Below are 13245 nucleotides of genomic sequence, written 5' to 3' on the forward strand. Positions count from 1 at the left end.
CGCGACCGCCTTTAAGTCCGAGTTAGACCTTGGCGGCCTTCTCGGCCACCAGGCCGTCGATGCGCTCGCAGAGGTTCTTCAGCACGAAGTACTGTTCGGCCGGAACCTTGCCTTCGTTGACCTCCTGGGTCCACTGCTCGAGGGGCAGCTTGATCCCGAAGGTCTTGTCGATCTCGAACGCGATATCGAGGAAGGCCAGGCTGTCGATGCCCAGATCGTCGATGGCGTGGCTCTCCGGCGTGATCGTCTCGCGCGGGATGTCGGCGACGTCGGCGATGATGGTGGCGACGCGGTCGAAAGTGTCGGACATGGACGTGCAGCCGTCTTCCTGCTGAGGTCTGGCTCGAACGGCGCGACCTCCGGGCACCGCCCGCGCCCCGGCCACGAAACCGCCTACCCGAAAAAGGGTCCACCGGGCCTTGGCCCGGTCGAGGGGCCCGCATACACGAGGGGGGGCGGGCCGGCAACCGCGCGGCGTTTCCGCGAGGGCGCCGCTGCCCTAGGTCAGGTCGGATGACGCATCCGTGTCGCGGATGCGAGGATGAGTCCGGCATGGAACACGTGAAGCCTCCGACCGGCCCCGCCCCGGTCGCTCCGCCGCCTGAAGCGGCCGGTACCGCGGCCTTCGCCCGCGCCGCCCTCGTCGTGGCGCTCGGCGCCCTCGGCATCTGGATCCTGCATCCCTTCCTGCCAGCTCTGGTCTGGGCGGTGATCCTGGTCATCGCCCTGTGGCCCCTGCGCGAGCGGCTGGTGCGGATCAAGCGGCCGGGCAAGCACAACATCCTGTGGCCGGCCCTCCTCACCCTGGCGGTGGCCCTGGTGATCCTGGTGCCGCTGATCGTCGTCGCCATCCAGGCGGCACGGGAAGCGCACGACGCGGTCGCGTTCTGGCGCCAGATCGAGGAGCAGGGCTGGCCGGTGCCGGATTTCGTCGCCCGCCTGCCCTACGGCGCCGCCCAGGTCTCGGCCTGGTGGCAGGAGAACCTCAGCCATCCGCAGGGCTCGTCCGAGGTGCTCAAGCGCGTCGACCAGTCGATCAGCCACTCGTCGCTGGTCGGCTTCGGGCGTACCTTCGGCAGCCAGATCGTCCACCGGGCGGTGCTGTTCGGCTTCACGCTCTTGACCCTGTTCTTCCTGTTCCGCGACGGGCCGGCGCTCGCCGCGCAAGGTCTCTCGGCGGCGCGCCGGCTCTTCGGCCCGCGGGGCGAGCGGGTGGCGCGCCAGATGGCGGCCTCGGTCCACGGCACCGTGGACGGGCTGGTGCTGGTCGGCCTCGGCGAGGGCTTTCTGCTCGGCCTGGTCTATTACTTCGCCGGCGTGCCGCATCCGGTCCTGCTCGGCGCCTTCACGGCGCTTGCCGCGATGATCCCGTTCGGCGCTCCCGTGGCCTTCGGCCTCGCCGCCCTGCTCGCCGCCGCGCAAGGGGGCGTCACGGCGGCGATCGTCGTGGCGGCGGCCGGCCTCGTCGTCACCTTCGTGGCCGACCACTTCGTCCGCCCGGTCCTGATCGGCGGCGCCACCCGCCTGCCCTTCCTCTGGGTGCTGCTCGGCATCCTCGGCGGCGTCGAGAGCTTCGGGCTGCTCGGCCTCTTCCTGGGGCCCGCCGTGATGGCGGCCTTGGTGCTGCTGTGGCGCGAGTATACGGCGGGAGACGATCAGCCCGTCGCCTGATTCGCCCCTCCTGAGGACGGTCCTTCCCGATGAGATTCCTGCTCGCCGCGGCCCTGCTCGCCGGCCTGTCCGCCTGTCCCGCCGCGGCGCAGTGGGACGACGACCGCTCACATGTCCGGCGGAGCGACGACGGGTACGGCCGGCGCGATGCGGACGCCCCGCGCTTCCGCAGCGACGACGATGACGGCCTCCCGGATCGCGACCGGCGCGACCGACGGGCTTACGAGAGCCGCGACCCGGGCGAGATCATGCCCCGGCGCCGCGACCGGGATCGCGATGTCGATCGCGGCCGCGACCGGGACGGTCGCGACCGCCGCGCGGCGGAAAGCTGGCGGGACGATCGGTTCCGGACGGAACGCGACGACCGCTACGGCTCCCCATCCTACGGTCCGGTCATCGTGCCCTCAGCCCCGCCCTCGCCCGGTGGCGTCTTCGTCGTCCCGCCGCCGATCCCCGGCGCGCGCGGTTACTGATTCGATTTCCGCCTGCTCTACCCCGACACGCACAGAGCGCGGGCTCCCCCGTCCCGTGTGGGAAAGGGGAGATGTACCCCATTCTCACTCGAACGGATCAGGCGGAAACCGATGACCCGCACCCATCCTGCGAGGCGCCCATGACCCAAGCCCCCACCCTGCGCGGCGAGCCCGCCCGCCGGCTCGCCGCCCTCGGCCTCGCGCTGCCGCGCGTGCCCGAGCCCCGCGGCGCCTTCCTGCCGTTCTCGCGCATCGGCGCGACCCTGTGGCTCGCCGGGCAGATCTGCGAGTGGGAGGGCGAGGTGCGCTTCACCGGGCCGGTGACCGACGTCGCCACCGGCCGGGAGGCGGCGCGGCTCTGCGCGCTGAACCTGCTGGCATCCTTGAGCCTCGCCCTCGACGGCGATCTCGACCGGGTGGTGCGCTGTCACCGCCTCGGCGGCTTCGTGCAGGTGAACCAGGGCTGGCCCGACGTGCCGAAGGCGGTCAACGGCGCCTCCGACCTGATGGCGGAGCTGTTCGGCGCGGCCGGGCGCCACGCCCGCACGGCCATCGGCGTCGCCAGCCTGCCGGCCAATGCGAGCGTCGAGGTCGACGGGATCTTCGAGGTAAGATGACGGTTAGTGCGCGTCGCCGCCGGTGTGGTAGCCGGCGGCCTGCTCGACCAGGGTCAGGATGTCGAGGGCGCGCCAGGGCTTCGGGATGAAGGTGGCCGACATGCGCAGGTCGCTCGGCTGGTCGCCGGCATCGCCGGAAGTGAGCAGCACGTGGACCCGCGGCCAGGTGACGCCGATGATCCGCGCCAGCTCGAAGCCGCCGATCTGGCCCGGTGTCCGCACGTCCGAGAAGACGACGTTCACCTCGTCGCCGCGCTCGCGCAGGATCGCGAGGGCCTTCTCGGCGGTCTCGGCCTCGATGACGCGAAAGCCGGTTTCCTCCAGCAGCGTGGCCGCGAGGAAACGCTCCTCCGGTTCGTCCTCGACGACCAGGATCACGGGCTGTGTCTTCGCGGCGGCGCTGGACTCGGTCATGTGCAGGGAACGAGCTTGCGGCCCACTGGTTGCATAGCTCCCGGGACCCTGTGTTCATCCTTCCCGAGGTGTTGCGGCAATGCAAGGCTCGCCGCAACGCCTCGGAGAAATCAGGCGACGCCGTGATCGCGGAACCACGCCAGCATCCGCCCCCAGCCCTCCTCCGCCGGCCCCTTGCGGTAGCTCGGGCGGTAATCGGCATGGAAGCCGTGCGGCGCGTCCGGGAAGATCACGATGTCGACGGTCTTGCCCGCTTCCTTCGCGGCGACGCGCGCCTTCTCGACGTCGGCGACCGGGATGCCGGTATCGGCGGCGCCGTAGAGGCCGAGGATCGGCGCGCGGATGTCCGGGATCACGTCGGCGGCGGTCTTCGGCTGGATGGCGGTGCGGTTGCCGCCGAAATTGCCGTACCAGGCGACGCCGGCCTTCAGGCTGGCGCTGTGGGCGGCGTAGAGCCACACGGTGCGCCCGCCTCGGCACCAGCCGGTGATGCCGAGCTTGCCCGCATCGCCCTTGGCCTCGGCGGCCGCCCAGGCGGCGGTGGCGTCGAGGTCGCCCATCACCTGCGCGTCCGGCGTCTTCGACACCACCTCGCGGACGATCTCCTGCACGTCGGTCATCTTGGAGACGTCGCCCTGGCGGGCGAACAGCTCCGGTGCCACCGCGGTGTAACCGGCCTTGGCGAGCCGCCGGCAGATGTCCTTGATGTAGTCGTGGACCCCGAAGATCTCCTCGACCACCAGGACGATCGGGAACGGCCCGGGGCCCTGCGGCATCGCCCGGTAGGCCGGCATCGGCCCGTCGCCGACCGGGATCCGCACCTCGCCCGCGACGATGCCGGTCTCGTCGGTGTGGATGGCCTGCGCCTCGACCCGTGTGGTGGCGAGCGTGAGGCCGGTCATCAGGCTCGTCATCACGAAGCCGCGCCGGGAGAAGGGCGGGATCACCAGGCCGTCGAGCTGCTCGAGATCGTTCGATCCACTCGCCCGCGCGTCGTCGCTCGTTGCCATCGCGTCTCCTCCCGTCCCGGCCGCCGTTCGCGCCGGCGCGCGATCATGCGTGCGGGGCTCGCGAGGGCAAGCGCGAACACCTGCCGTCCACGGTCACGATCCGGTCAGGTGCGAGTGATCCGGCCAGACGATGAGGGCCGCCCGCGCGAACGGACGGCCCTCAGGGAGCGGCACCGCGCCGGCGATCACGCCACCGCCGCCTTGCGGGACTTGGCGTTGCTGCGGGCCGGCCAGCCGAGGGCGACGAGCCGGGCCTTGGCGTGCTCGCGCACCTCGTCCCGGACCCCCGGCGGCATCGCGGCCAGCGCCGCTTGCGTCTCGGGGGCGAGCATCAGGTCGGTCACCGCATTGATCGACTGGGCCTCATCGATGCGGGCGGTCAGCTCCGCTTCCGACGAGGCGGCCTCGGCCCGGCCGGGCTCCTCCCCGGCGCGCGACGCGTCGGAATCGTTCGCGGCCTCGGTGTCCCGCTCGGCCTCCTCGGTCTCGCGCGGCTCGCGCATCGGCTCGGGCTTGCGCGACTGGTTCGCCGCCGAGTTCGCCGCCACCAGATCGGGCCGGCTCGCCTTGAACTCGTCGGCCTCGTCCTCGGAATAGAGCAGGCCGTGCAGGCCGGCGAGCTTGAGGATCACCCGGTCCTTGGCCCGCTTCTCCGCCATGGCGAAGACGTAGGCCGCTTGGCGGCCGGAGACGCGGTAGTTCACGCCGATCAGCGCCTCGCCGATCGACCACTCGGTGCGGTCGCCGTTCGGGCCCGGCATGTGGCCGGTCACCAGGATCACCGCCTCGTCCCGCTCCGCCCGCACGATCACCGGGGCGTCGAAGCGGATGCGGGCCTGCACGGCGATCCGCTCCAGGGCCTTGTGATAGATCACGGCCGTGCCCTGCACGCGCCAGACGTTGCCGGCCAGGGGCTCGCCGTAGGTGGCGAGGATGTCCGCGATCTGCTTGTCCGTGGTTGCACTCATCTCGATCGATCTCACCTGCTGACAGCGGCTCCGGACGGGCGGGGGAATCGGCCGGTTCCACATTTGTTCTCTATCACGGCATATGGTGATGCGCGAGCGTTTTCGCGATGCCGATGCCAGAAGAATCGCTGTCGGCGAATGATGTTGTGTCGCGCTCTCGCGCGGCCTCGTCGCCGGCGCAGACGATCCCCCGCCCGGAACGGCTTCGCTGTCACGGCGACGATTGCGGCGGCGTTGCCGGGGACGGGTATGTTCGCTAAATGTTCCTAAAGAGTCACGGCTATAGAACTTTGGCATGACGGCGGACCGACGCCGCTCACCGCCCCGGAGCCCCGCATGAGCACCCCCGCCCTCCTCGATCCGTCGACGCTGCTCGACCGCCCGGGCCAGCGCCGCAGCGCCGTGCGAGGCGGTCCGCCCCGGCGCGGCGCCACCCTCGCGCCGGCGGTGCCGCGCCCGGCCCTGGTGGCGGATTTCCTCGCCATCGCCGCCCTCGACCCGGCGGTGGAGCGCCTGCGCGCCGCCCCGGCCCCGGTTCGCCTGACGCTCGGCGACGCGATCGTCGAGCACGCCGCCGATTTCGAGCAGGTGCGCACCGACGAGCCGGGCCTGCTCGTCGACGTGGTGGCCGAGGGCGATCTCGGGCGTCACCCCTTCCGCACGGCCTACGTGGCGGGCGAGCCGATGGTGGCGGAGGACGGCCGCCGCTTCGTCATCGAGAGCGCCGCGACCCTGCGGGCCGAGCCGCGCATCTCGACCGTGCGCCTGATCATGGCCTGCCGCCGCACCTACGTTTCCGCCGGCGACCGGGTGCGGATCCTGCACCATCTCGACGAATGCGGCACCGGCCGCCTCGTCGAGTGCGCCGCCATGGCGATCAACGCCCAGGACGGCGTTGCCGCGGTGCTGGCCCTCGCCGTCGAGGGGCTGGTGGCGGTGGATATCAGCCGGCCGATCCTGCCGGAGACGCCGGTGCGGCGGCGGGCACTGCCGCACCCGGATCCGTTCGGCTTTTGAGAGCCTATTCGACCGGTCGCGTTGGTTGATCCGGCACGATTACCGGCAACTCTCAAAGTCATCCCGGGTTCTCGACTTCGTCGAGCCTCGGGATGAGGCGAAGAATGCCAAAGGGGCCGGTGGGCACTTTCGCCAAAAACCGAATCGCCTCAAAGCCCTCTCTTCGTCACCGCCGCCTCGACCAGCGAGCGGATCGCCGCCCGCACCGGTTCCGGGGTCTGATCGCGAGAAAACTTCGCCTCGATCTCCTCGCGGATCAGGGCGCCGTCGTCGCTGCGCGCGAGGTCGGTGGTGGTCTCGGCCTGGAGGAGGGAGACGAAGGCGCTCTCGACCCGGCCGATCGCCTCCGGCGAGGCATCGGCGGCGACCTGACGGCCGGTGAGGTCGAACACGTCCGCGGCGTGGGGCAGCCGCTCCTCGCTGAGCGAGAGGTCGCCCGACAGCACGAAGGCGGCCGGGACGTGGGCGATCAGGTCGATCGAGCCGCGGGTGATGTTGCCGGGATTGAACCACAGCGTGTCGCCGATCCGCACGGCGGCGTGACGCTTGTGGACGTGGCCGTTGAGGGCCAGGGCACAGCCACGGATCGCTTCCGGCGGCACCGCGCCCGGATAGCCCGCCCCGAAGGCGAGGTCGTGATGGGTGAGCCAGACGACGTGATCGGCCCCCGGGAAGAGCCCGCGCGCCTCCGACGGGATCGCCTGCCCGAAAGGCGTGGCGCCGAGTCCGATCAGCCGTCCGTCCACCCGGTAATGCGCCGCCGGGCCGGATTCCGGCACCGCGTCGAGGACGTCGCTCACCGCCAGCATCGCCAGGCTGTCGCCGTCGGACAGGCGGGTGTGGCGGATGTCGTGGTTGCCGACATTGGCGAGCGGGCGATGGCGAAAGCCCTTGAGGATCCGGATCAGGCGCGACTTCAGGCTCTCGTCCGGCTCGACCGGCCGCTCGAACAGGTCGCCCAGCAGCAGGGGCGCGAGGTCGCGGTCGTTGGCGAGCGCCACGCAATGCTCGAGCTTGGCCAGGACCGGTGCCGGCCAGTCCGGGTCCTTGCGCCGGCCGGGCCGGCGCGACGAGACGTGCGGATCGCCGATGACGAGGAGGCCGGCGCATTCGACCGGCGCGGCGTCGAGCCGCTCGCGTCCGAGGATCATGCCGCTTCCCCGGTCCGGGCGTGGCGGTGGCCGGCGAGGAGGGAGGCGGGCGCAGCGGGCGTGCCGCAGGCCGGGCAGCGCCCGCCGGTCGAGGCCAGGACCTCCGCCATCTCGGCCTCCGCCGCCGCGAGGCCGTCGCGGGCCGACATCTCCCGGGCCTCGGCCTCCGCGAGGCGGCGGCCGATCTCGGCGAGGCGCCGGGCGGTCGCCGCCGCGTCGGGCCGCAGCACCGGCGCGGGCGGCGCCGGCAGGTCGCGCAGGGCCCGGGCCCGGCCTTCCGCCGCAGCGAGGTCGCGCGCCAGGCGGCGCAACCGGGCGGCGTGGGCGGCGGCGTGGCGCATGTCGCGCGGCGGCGGCGCCTCCGGCGGCAGGTCCGCCAAGGCCACCACCCGCCCCTGCGCGGCGGCGAGACCGGCGGCGGCGACGAGGACCCGGCGGCCGAGGGCTTCGCGGTTGCGGGCCTCGGCGAGAGACCGTCCCAGCTCGGCCCCGACCTCCGGCCCCGGCAAATCCGCGAGCGCCCGCGCCCGGGCGGCGGCGCCGGTCGCGAGGCGGGCGGCGCGGGACAGCCGATCCGCCAGGGCCGCTCGCTCGCGCAGGCGCGCGGCCTCCTCCGCGAGAGCGCCGGCCTGGTCGTGCAGGCCGTGCAGCGCCTCCGCCAGGGCGTCGAGACCCTCGAGGGCGGCGAGCGCCTCGCGCAGGCGGGTGATCTCGCGCTCGCCCTCGCGGATCGTGCGCTGGTCCTCGGTGACGCGCTCGCGCTGCAGCGCCTGCATGTCGCGGATCAGCCCGGCTTCGCGGCCGATCGACAGCACCGCCGAGCGCCGGGCCGGTTTCTCGCCGAGCAGGAAGACCGGGAACTTCTGGTGCGCGACGTGGACGTCCAGTTCCTCGACCCGGGTGATGCCGAACAGGTGCTCGACCCAGGGAGGCACGTCGCGGCCGCCAGTCTCGAGGGTCGTGCCGTTCTCCTGCACCAGCGTCCCGTCCGCCTCATGCAGCGACCACAGGTTGACCGGGGTGCGCTTCGGCTGCCGGACGTAGCGCAGGGTCCGGCCATGGGCGACGCCGATCTCGACCCGTGCCGAACCGGCGCCGGCCCGCACAAGACTGTCCCGCACCTCGCCATAGAAGACCGCGCGCAGGGCCCGGATCACCGTCGACTTGCCGTGGTTGTTGGGGCCGACGAGGGCGTTGACGCCGGGCGAGAGCGGCAGGGTCGCATCACGAAAACCCTGGACGTCGATCAGGCGGATGAAGCGGAAGCCCGGCATCCCGGGCGTCCACTGCGCCGCGCAAGTGCCGGCCGGCCCCTCGATCGCGACCCCGGTCTCGGGCCGCCCGGCGATGCGGCTCACCGTCAGGCCCGCATCGAACCCCGCCACGTCGTGATGCGAGATCGCCAGGCACTGCACCCCGAGCCGGGCGGCGCCGTCGTCGAGCACCCGGTAGAAGGCCGGCACCCGCTCCGGCGCGATCCAGCAATCGGCCTCGTCGAGGGCGAGGAAGCGGCCGACGCCGGCCTTGACCACAGCGATCAGGCGGAGCGCCATGCCGACCACGTTGGTCATCGCGCCGCCATTGTCCTCCAGCACGTCCTCGCGCCCGCCATCCGGGCGCTCGACCCCGATATCGAGGGCCGGCAGGCCGCGCTCGGTGGTGAGGTCCAGGCGTACCGGCTTCTCGCCGGGCAGCACCTCCTGGACCAGGGCGGTGAGCAGGGTCTCGAAGGTCGCGACGCTGCGCCGGTTGGCGTCCTGCTGCAACTCGCGCAGGTAGGTGTCGACGGCGTCGCGCTGGGCGAGACGTCCCTTGGCGGCGGCGACGAGCCTCGTGCGCTCCGCGAGCGCCTTCCGGTCGCCGTCGCGGGCCGCCTCCAGGCGGGCGAGCAGGCGGCCGGCGCGGGTCAGCGCGTCCTGGATGTCGGCAGGGGTCACGGGCGTCTCGTCACGGGCGTCTCGTCACAGGCGTCTCATGCGGCGGGCGTCTCAGCGGCCCGGATCGAGGGCATCGAGGCGGTCCTGGACCGCCCGCAGGGCCTGCGCGAAGGCCTCGACCCGGCGGGCATTCTCAGCCCGCGCCGCCTCGATCATCCGGCGGATCTCGGCCTCGTCGTCGGTACCCAGCTCCTCGCGGGCCTGGGCCCGGGCGGCGGCCAGCTCGGCGGTCAGGCGCTCGACGTCGCTCTCGGCCCGGATCCGGTCGGCGCGCAGGCGCTCGTAGGCCGGCTGCAGCGCCTCGAGGCGGCGCAACGCCTCGATGTCGGGGCTCGGCTCCCGCGAACCCGGCTCCTGGCCCTTGCGGCTGCGCTCCATCTGGTTCCTCGTGTTCATCTCCGCGGGATCGCCCTCGCCGGGCAGGCAGACAGCGCGCCCGGACGGGCGCCGGCGCAACCTCCCGGTCGAGGCTCCGCGCCGGCTTCCGATCCGGGTGACGTGGCATTCCGCCCGCGCTTTGGCAACGCCGCGCGGGTTCGAGAAATGTTCGTCGATGCCTGTTGACGACCTGTGCAAATCAGCCCAGTGTTCCGGAAATGTTCCACACGGCGAGCCGATCCGGGAGGCGGCGCGGCGTCGCGGCGGAACCTTGGGAGACCCGCATGGAGACCACCCGCCTGGACGACGACGTGGCCGAGGCTGCCCCGCTGTTCGAGAACCGGGACTGGCGCCTCCACGCGGACGGCCTGGAGCACCGGGAGACCGGCTACTTCATCGAGCGCGACGCGCTGAATGCCCGGCGGCCGGACGGCCATTGGGAATGGCCGCTCCACCTCTCGGAGAAGAGCTGGTGCGGCGTGCGCAGCTTCCGCGAGGCCTTCACCGCCGCGCTCGACGCCTTCGGCATCGCGCCCGACCGCAAGCTCACCCTCTCCTTCGCGCTGGGCTTCGGCACCCGGGTCGGCGGTGCCGCGCCGGACGCCTTCGTGCCGCTCGCCGACCTCGTGCGGTTCCGGGCGCCGGCGCCGCGCGCGAGCGTCGGGGTCCGCCCCCTGGTGGCGGCGAGCGCCTGAGCGCTCTCCCCTCCCGCGGGGAAATGCTCTAGAGCCCGCCCCGACGACATCGTGCGGGGAGTGGGCGGCCGTGAGCGGACACCGCAGCGTGGAGATCATCGTCCGGGGCCGGGTCCAGGGCGTCGGCTACCGGGCCTGGACCAAGGGCGTGGCGGAAGCCCGCGGCCTCTCCGGCACCGTGCGCAACCGGCATGACGGCAGCGTCGAGGCGCATCTCGCCGGCCCGGCGGAGGCCATCGTCGCGGTGATCGAGGCCTGCCGCCAGGGCCCGCCCGGGGCGCGGGTCCTGGATCTTGCAGTCAAAGATCTCGCGGTCCGGGATCTCGACCCCGAGCCGCCGCAGGCCGCCCGCCCGCGCGGCGTGCAGATCCTGCCGACCGCGTGACGGGGCCCGGCATGAACCCGGATCTCGGCTTCGGCAGCTTCTCGCTCTTCGACCTCACGGCCCTCGTCTGCTTCCTGGCGGCCTGGTGGGGCTATTCCTACGCGGTGGAGCACCTGTCGGGCGGCAAGCGCAGCCTCAACGGCATGATGAACCGCTACCGCCATGCCTGGGCCGACCAGCAGATCGTGCGCGAGAACCGGGTGGTCGACACCACCATCAACGCATCGCTGCAGAACGGCACCGCCTTCTTCGCCTCGACGGCGCTGATCGCCCTGGGGAGCGCGCTCACCCTGTCGCGTTCCGCCGACGACGCCCTGACCCTGTTCTCCACCCTGCCCCTCGGGGCGCCGATGACCCGGGCGGTGTGGGAGATCAAGGTGGCGGGCCTCGCCCTGATCTTCGTCTACGCCTTCTTCAAGTTCGCCTGGGCCTACCGGCTGTTCAACTACGGCGCCATCCTGATCGGCGCGGTGCCGCCGCGCGACGGCGACCCGGCCAAGATCGAGCGGGCGGCACGCCGGGCCGCCGCCATGAACGTGGTGGCGGGCGGCCATTTCAATCGCGGGCAGCGTGCGTTCTTCTTCGCGCTGGCCTATCTCGGGTGGTTCGTCAGTGCCTATGTGCTGTTCGTCACCACCGCGATGGTGCTCACCGTGATGTGGCAGCGCCAGTTCGCCTCCGACGCCCGCCGGGCCCTGCAGGATTACGATGATTCCTGACGATTACGAGATCGAACTCACCCTGGTGCGCCTCGTCGCCGAGCGCGGGGCCGACAAGACCGTCTGCCCCTCCGAGGTCGCGCGCGCCCTCGGCGGCCCCCACCCGGACGGCTGGGGCCCGCTGATGCAGCCGGTCCGCCGCCAGGCGGTGCGGCTGATGAAGGAGGGCCGGATCGCCATCCTGCGCAAGGGCAAGGTGGTGGCGGATCCGGACGACTTTCGCGGGGTCTACCGGCTGTCGCTGCCGCGGTAACGGATCACGGCCCCGGAAACACCGCCTCCGTGTAGCCGGACGCCCGGTACGCCACGAGGCCGAGCCATTCGCGGACCGCGATGTCGAGTTCGAACAGGCCGTCCCCCGCGGTGGCGTGGAGCGCGACGGCGCCGGAGCCGGTGCGGTAATCGACCGGGTAGGCCGTCACCGTGAAGCCGGCGCGGCGGAAGCAGCCCATCGCCCGCGGCATGTGCCAGGCCGAGGTGACGAGGAGCCAGCGCTCGCCGGGCTTCGGCTTCGCCAGCGCGGCGCTGAAGGCGGCGTTCTCCCGGGTGTTGCGGGATTTGTCGTCGTAGGCGATCCGATCGGGCGCGACGCCGAGGGAGGCGGCGTGGCGGCGCACGATCGTCGATTCGGACACCGCACCGTCGCCGGTGAGCCGGCCGGACCCGCCGGCGAAGACCATTCTCGCCTCGGGATACCGCCGCGCGAGGTCGCCGAGCGCGATCATGCGCTCGCCGGCATCGTTGAGCACCATCTGGTCGCGGACCGCCGACAGCCCGGTCTCGACCGCGCCACCCAGCACCACGATGCCGGCGACCGGCGCGCCGTCGTCGCGGAAGGCCGGGAACCGGTCTTCGAGCGGCCCGAACACCAGGGAGGCCAGCGGCGAGAGGCCGCCGACGAGGAGGGTCAGGCCGGCGGCGGCCGAGAGGCCGAGGCCGAGGCGCGGCCAGCGCAAAGCCAGCCCTGCCCCGAGCAGGACCAGGAGCAGCAGCAGGTTCGACGGTGCCGTGAGGAACCACAGCACCTTCGAGAGCACGAAGAACACCGGGAGGGCCCCCGGCCCAGCGGCAGATCAGGCCTCGCCGGTCTCCGCCTCGTAGCGGGCGCGGGTCTCGGCGTTCGGCGGGTAGAGGCCCGGCAGGGGCAGGCCCTTGTCGACCTCGCGCATGATCCAGAGCTCGAGGCGCTCCTGCTCGACGGCGGCGAGCGCCACCTCCTCGGCCAAGGCCGCCGGGATCAGCACCGCGCCGTCGCCATCCGCCACCACGATGTCGTCGGGATAGACCGCGACGCCGCCGCAGCCGACGGGCTCGCCCCAGCCGACGAAGGTCAGGCCCGCCACCGAGGCCGGGGCCGCGACGCCGGAGCACCAGACCGGCAGGCCGGTGCCGTCGACGCCCTCGCCGTCGCGCACGACGCCGTCGGTGACGAGCGCCGCGACGCCGCGCTTCTTCATCCGGGCGCACAGGATGTCGCCGAAGATGCCGGCATCCTGCACCCCCATCGCGTCGACCACCGCGATGCAGCCCTCCGGCATCGCCTCGATCGCCGCGCGGGTCGAGGTCGGGCTCGACCAGGATTCGGGAGTTGCCAGGTCCTCGCGGGCCGGCACGAAGCGGAGCGTGAAGGCCGGACCGACCACCCGCTGCCCGGCGGCGAAGCGCGGCATCGGCCCGCGCATCCAGCAGCGGCGGATGCCCTTCTTCAGGAGCACGGTGGTGAGGGTGGCGGTGGTGACGGCCTGCAGGGCGTCGAGGAGCGTCTTGTCGAGCGGCATCGGGCCTTCGGGGGCGTGGGGTATCGGACGGA

General features: G+C 72.6%; 17 protein-coding genes. 8 read left to right on the forward strand and 9 right to left on the reverse strand.

The genetic code is table 11. The annotated features are described in order from the left end of the window. Positions 1–22: 22 nt before the first annotated feature. Complete coding sequence (locus DA075_RS09195; protein WP_048462449.1) at positions 23–310, reverse strand: acyl carrier protein; 288 nt, start codon at positions 308–310, stop codon at positions 23–25. Positions 311–552: 242 nt separating this feature from the next. On the opposite strand from DA075_RS09195, the gene DA075_RS09200 reads away from it, so the two are divergent. The 3 genes from DA075_RS09200 to DA075_RS09210 all read left to right on the forward strand — a co-directional run bounded on the left by DA075_RS09200 (position 553) and on the right by DA075_RS09210 (position 2761). Continuing rightward, the gene (locus tag DA075_RS09200) at positions 553–1671 is read left to right on the forward strand and encodes an AI-2E family transporter (RefSeq protein ID WP_099952938.1); all 1119 of its coding nucleotides are present in this window, start codon (positions 553–555) and stop codon (positions 1669–1671) included. A 29-nt stretch (positions 1672–1700) separates the two neighbouring features. Further along, positions 1701–2144, forward strand: coding sequence for a hypothetical protein (locus DA075_RS37020; protein ID WP_174800080.1), 444 nt, complete (start codon positions 1701–1703; stop codon positions 2142–2144). A 140-nt stretch (positions 2145–2284) separates the two neighbouring features. After that, the gene (locus tag DA075_RS09210; RefSeq protein WP_099952939.1) at positions 2285–2761 is read left to right on the forward strand and encodes a RidA family protein; all 477 of its coding nucleotides are present in this window, start codon (positions 2285–2287) and stop codon (positions 2759–2761) included. Between the two features lie 3 nt (positions 2762–2764). Here the strand turns inward: DA075_RS09210 and DA075_RS09215 are convergent, their stop codons facing one another. The 3 genes from DA075_RS09215 to DA075_RS09225 all read right to left on the reverse strand — a co-directional run bounded on the left by DA075_RS09215 (position 2765) and on the right by DA075_RS09225 (position 5153). After that, complete coding sequence (locus DA075_RS09215) at positions 2765–3175, reverse strand: response regulator (protein ID WP_093566391.1); 411 nt, start codon at positions 3173–3175, stop codon at positions 2765–2767. 110 nt (positions 3176–3285) lie between these two features. Continuing rightward, positions 3286–4185, reverse strand: a complete 900-nt coding sequence (locus tag DA075_RS09220; RefSeq protein WP_164712273.1) for a dienelactone hydrolase family protein — start codon at positions 4183–4185, stop codon at positions 3286–3288. Positions 4186–4370: 185 nt separating this feature from the next. Continuing rightward, a complete protein-coding gene (locus tag DA075_RS09225; protein WP_099956509.1) occupies positions 4371–5153 on the reverse strand; it encodes a trna delta -isopentenylpyrophosphate transferase in 783 nt (260 codons plus the stop codon). 336 nt (positions 5154–5489) lie between these two features. Here DA075_RS09225 and DA075_RS09230 point away from each other — a divergent pair, with 336 nt between their 5' ends. Further along, complete coding sequence (locus DA075_RS09230) at positions 5490–6170, forward strand: hypothetical protein (protein WP_099952940.1); 681 nt, start codon at positions 5490–5492, stop codon at positions 6168–6170. Positions 6171–6319: 149 nt separating this feature from the next. Here DA075_RS09230 and DA075_RS09235 read toward each other — a convergent pair whose 3' ends face one another. The 3 genes from DA075_RS09235 to DA075_RS09245 are packed head-to-tail and all read right to left on the reverse strand — an operon-like array spanning position 6320 to position 9654. Further along, positions 6320–7321: a hypothetical protein gene (locus DA075_RS09235; protein WP_099952941.1), complete on the reverse strand. Its 1002-nt coding sequence runs from the start codon at positions 7319–7321 to the stop codon at positions 6320–6322. Continuing rightward, a complete protein-coding gene (locus tag DA075_RS09240; protein ID WP_099952942.1) occupies positions 7318–9258 on the reverse strand; it encodes an AAA family ATPase in 1941 nt (646 codons plus the stop codon). The genes DA075_RS09235 and DA075_RS09240 overlap by 4 nt, the downstream gene beginning before the upstream one ends. A gap of 51 nt (positions 9259–9309) precedes the next feature. Continuing rightward, positions 9310–9654 carry a hypothetical protein gene (locus DA075_RS09245; protein ID WP_232385837.1) on the reverse strand — a complete coding sequence of 115 codons (345 nt, stop codon included), beginning with the start codon at positions 9652–9654 and terminating at the stop codon, positions 9310–9312. Positions 9655–9920: 266 nt separating this feature from the next. Between DA075_RS09245 and DA075_RS09250 the strand changes: the two genes are divergently transcribed. The 4 genes from DA075_RS09250 to DA075_RS09265 all read left to right on the forward strand — a co-directional run bounded on the left by DA075_RS09250 (position 9921) and on the right by DA075_RS09265 (position 11688). Beyond that, on the forward strand, positions 9921–10331 hold the full coding sequence (locus DA075_RS09250; RefSeq protein ID WP_099952944.1) for a hypothetical protein: 411 nt from the start codon (positions 9921–9923) through the stop codon (positions 10329–10331). A 70-nt stretch (positions 10332–10401) separates the two neighbouring features. Continuing rightward, positions 10402–10716, forward strand: a complete 315-nt coding sequence (locus DA075_RS09255; RefSeq protein ID WP_099952945.1) for an acylphosphatase — start codon at positions 10402–10404, stop codon at positions 10714–10716. An 11-nt stretch (positions 10717–10727) separates the two neighbouring features. After that, a complete protein-coding gene (locus DA075_RS09260; RefSeq protein ID WP_099952946.1) occupies positions 10728–11435 on the forward strand; it encodes a DUF599 domain-containing protein in 708 nt (235 codons plus the stop codon). After that, complete coding sequence (locus tag DA075_RS09265; RefSeq protein WP_174800081.1) at positions 11425–11688, forward strand: DUF3253 domain-containing protein; 264 nt, start codon at positions 11425–11427, stop codon at positions 11686–11688. Before DA075_RS09260 ends, DA075_RS09265 begins: the two co-directional genes overlap by 11 nt. A gap of 4 nt (positions 11689–11692) precedes the next feature. On the opposite strand, the gene DA075_RS09270 is transcribed toward DA075_RS09265, so the two are convergent. Both DA075_RS09270 and DA075_RS09275 read right to left on the reverse strand, forming a co-directional pair. Then, positions 11693–12481: a YdcF family protein gene (locus tag DA075_RS09270; RefSeq protein WP_099952948.1), complete on the reverse strand. Its 789-nt coding sequence runs from the start codon at positions 12479–12481 to the stop codon at positions 11693–11695. Positions 12482–12508: 27 nt separating this feature from the next. After that, on the reverse strand, positions 12509–13213 hold the full coding sequence (locus DA075_RS09275; RefSeq protein WP_099952949.1) for a ribonuclease activity regulator RraA: 705 nt from the start codon (positions 13211–13213) through the stop codon (positions 12509–12511). Positions 13214–13245: the final 32 nt, after the last annotated feature.

The organism is Methylobacterium currus, from assembly GCF_003058325.1.
Classification (GTDB): Bacteria; Pseudomonadota; Alphaproteobacteria; order Rhizobiales; family Beijerinckiaceae; genus Methylobacterium; species Methylobacterium currus.

Excerpts from the sequence above, each read along its gene's own strand:
- DA075_RS09195 (WP_048462449.1), bottom strand. The coding sequence starts at position 310 with ATGTCCGACACTTTCGACCGCGTCGCCACCATCATCGCCGACGTCGCC.
- DA075_RS09230 (WP_099952940.1), top strand. The coding sequence starts at position 5,490 with ATGAGCACCCCCGCCCTCCTCGATCCGTCGACGCTGCTCGACCGCCCG.
- DA075_RS09220 (WP_164712273.1), bottom strand. The coding sequence starts at position 4,185 with ATGGCAACGAGCGACGACGCGCGGGCGAGTGGATCGAACGATCTCGAG.
- DA075_RS09200 (WP_099952938.1), top strand. The coding sequence starts at position 553 with ATGGAACACGTGAAGCCTCCGACCGGCCCCGCCCCGGTCGCTCCGCCG.
- DA075_RS09225 (WP_099956509.1), bottom strand. The coding sequence starts at position 5,153 with ATGAGTGCAACCACGGACAAGCAGATCGCGGACATCCTCGCCACCTAC.
- DA075_RS37020 (WP_174800080.1), top strand. The coding sequence starts at position 1,701 with ATGAGATTCCTGCTCGCCGCGGCCCTGCTCGCCGGCCTGTCCGCCTGT.
- DA075_RS09275 (WP_099952949.1), bottom strand. The coding sequence starts at position 13,213 with ATGCCGCTCGACAAGACGCTCCTCGACGCCCTGCAGGCCGTCACCACC.
- DA075_RS09235 (WP_099952941.1), bottom strand. The coding sequence starts at position 7,321 with ATGATCCTCGGACGCGAGCGGCTCGACGCCGCGCCGGTCGAATGCGCC.
- DA075_RS09210 (WP_099952939.1), top strand. The coding sequence starts at position 2,285 with ATGACCCAAGCCCCCACCCTGCGCGGCGAGCCCGCCCGCCGGCTCGCC.
- DA075_RS09260 (WP_099952946.1), top strand. The coding sequence starts at position 10,728 with ATGAACCCGGATCTCGGCTTCGGCAGCTTCTCGCTCTTCGACCTCACG.
- DA075_RS09250 (WP_099952944.1), top strand. The coding sequence starts at position 9,921 with ATGGAGACCACCCGCCTGGACGACGACGTGGCCGAGGCTGCCCCGCTG.
- DA075_RS09215 (WP_093566391.1), bottom strand. The coding sequence starts at position 3,175 with ATGACCGAGTCCAGCGCCGCCGCGAAGACACAGCCCGTGATCCTGGTC.
- DA075_RS09245 (WP_232385837.1), bottom strand. The coding sequence starts at position 9,654 with ATGAACACGAGGAACCAGATGGAGCGCAGCCGCAAGGGCCAGGAGCCG.
- DA075_RS09265 (WP_174800081.1), top strand. The coding sequence starts at position 11,425 with ATGATTCCTGACGATTACGAGATCGAACTCACCCTGGTGCGCCTCGTC.